This is a genomic window from Enterobacter sp. CGMCC 5087 (genome assembly GCF_003144775.1).
Taxonomy (GTDB): domain Bacteria; phylum Pseudomonadota; class Gammaproteobacteria; order Enterobacterales; family Enterobacteriaceae; genus Enterobacter; species Enterobacter cloacae_M.
Map to the genome: position 1 here is coordinate 1 of NZ_QFXN01000305.1, position 1,928 is coordinate 1,928.

Annotated in this window: 2 protein-coding genes; both read right to left on the reverse strand. The window is 45.3% G+C overall.

What is annotated here, in order from left to right; translation table 11 throughout:
* Positions 1-618, reverse strand: a 618-nt coding sequence (locus DEO48_RS24890) for a type VI secretion system contractile sheath domain-containing protein (RefSeq protein WP_181367057.1), incomplete at its 3' end; no start/stop codon positions are given.
* A gap of 24 nt (positions 619-642) precedes the next feature.
* Entirely contained in the window at positions 643-1,146 is a 504-nt protein-coding gene (gene tssB, locus DEO48_RS24895) for a type VI secretion system contractile sheath small subunit (protein WP_109846584.1), read from the reverse strand.
* Positions 1,147-1,928 lie beyond the last annotated feature (782 nt).

Consider the following 1,928-nt stretch of genomic DNA (forward strand, 5'->3'; position numbering starts at 1 on the left):
CAGATCGGTAAAACTGTCAACCCCAAAGAAGGTCGGTGCAACAGAAGAAATGCAGGGGGCATGTGCCATTGCGCCCACGGCGCTGAGGTATTGCATCAGCTTGATATCCGGAGAGCTCTGCGTCAGGGCATAATCACCGATCACCGCGCCAACGGGCTCACCACCAAACTGCCCATAACCGGTGGAATAAACATGCTTATAGAACCCGGACTGGGTGATTTCAGGGGCAAATTCAAAATCATCAAGCAGTTCTTCTTTGGTGGCATGCAGCATCAAAATTTTGATGTTTTCCCGGAAATCCGTTCTGTCCACCAGCAGCTTCGCTGAACGCCAGGTTGACTCCAGAGCCTGGAACTCGCTCGCATGCAGGATCTCATCAATCTGAGCACTGAGTTTTTTGTCCAGCTCAACAATCATGCGGTCAACCAGGGCCTTATTAACAGGCTCTGCAGCATCGCCACTGTCAAGGATGTTGGATATCAGCGCAGTGATGCCCTGCTTTGCGACGTTATAGCCTTCATCGACGGGCGTAATACGGGCCTGCGCCATGATTTCGTCAAGCAGAGAGGAAGACGTCCCGGCAACGTCAGTGCGGGTTTGTTTTTCGGTAGCAGACATAATTTTTCCCTTACTGTCGTCGCATTATTTTTCTGGCTTGATGAGATCCAGCTCTTTAAGCAGCTGTTCACGGGCATCAGGGTTTGCAAGCAAATCCTGCAAACGGTTACGGAATGACGGGATGTTCCCCAGCGGACCCTTAAGCGCAACCAGCGCCTCACGCAACTCCAGCAATTTACGTAACTCAGGGACCTGCTGCGCAAGGTTGTCCGGGGAGAAATCAGCAAGAGAAGCGATGTTCAGATGAACAGGCAGGTCATCTTCGCTTTCGTCTTCCAGACGATTTGGCACATTAAAAGCGAGATCAATTTTGCTTTCCCGCATGACGGCATTGAAATTATTCTTGTCCAGCGACACCGTCTGACGTTCTTCAATCGGCGTTTCTTCTGTTCGCCCTTTCAGGTCACCGATAACCATCAGAGTTAATGGTAATTCAACCTCTGCCTGTTGACCGCCGGTCGCAGGAACATATTTGATATTAATTCTTTCTTTCGGCGCGACAGAAGAGCTGTCCTTATTTTTACTCATATTCCTCTCACTCGATTCTTTCAAAAAGCAAAAGTTAAAGCAGGCAGGTCAGCAAATGCAACCCGGTATTGGCTGCAATCCCGGATTCACTTTTAAGCATTCACCTGACAGTTAATTCGCAACGGTTGCCTGGCACCACGAACCGATTCTGGACGTTCAGGGCATCAGGTTTTATTTTGATCATGCTAGATCATTACGCTACACATTTGCAATAAAACAGAATTAAAGATCAATATCAGATCACAAAAAGAGATTTTACTTCAAATTGTAACGGCGTGGATAAATTGGGATAAATCTGATAAATGTCATCACAACAGCACAAAACGCCTACAAAAACCATCATCACCCTCACCTGTAGAATATTATTTCATTACGATAATGAAAGACTTCCACCCCGTTACCGGACAGGATAAAAATATGTCTACGCGCACGCCATTAAATACAATTAGAAATAAAAATATTATTTTCAGCCATTGATTTTTATTGCATAGCAATAAAAATTAAAAACAACACAATCAAAATAATTTTTGTTGCCAATTCGTTTATACTAAGCATGAACATCATTTCGATACTTTCATGAATAAATACGTAGTCTGATTATGACGACATTAAAATCTGCATTGCGCCGTGCCTTACTGGTGGCTTCTGGCTCTCTGTTGTTGACTGTTTTTACTGTACAGGCAGACACAACTGTCATCTTTCTCCGTCATGTGCGTATTCCGCTCTGATCGATCATGTTTTCGCGTGGAACGTCGATCAGCGATTCGCAGCTGATCGATCAT

What these genes read in the sequence shown, in the direction of transcription:
- tssB (WP_109846584.1), bottom strand. Translation starts at nt 1,146, where the DNA reads ATGAGTAAAAATAAGGACAGCTCTTCTGTCGCGCCGAAAGAAAGAATT.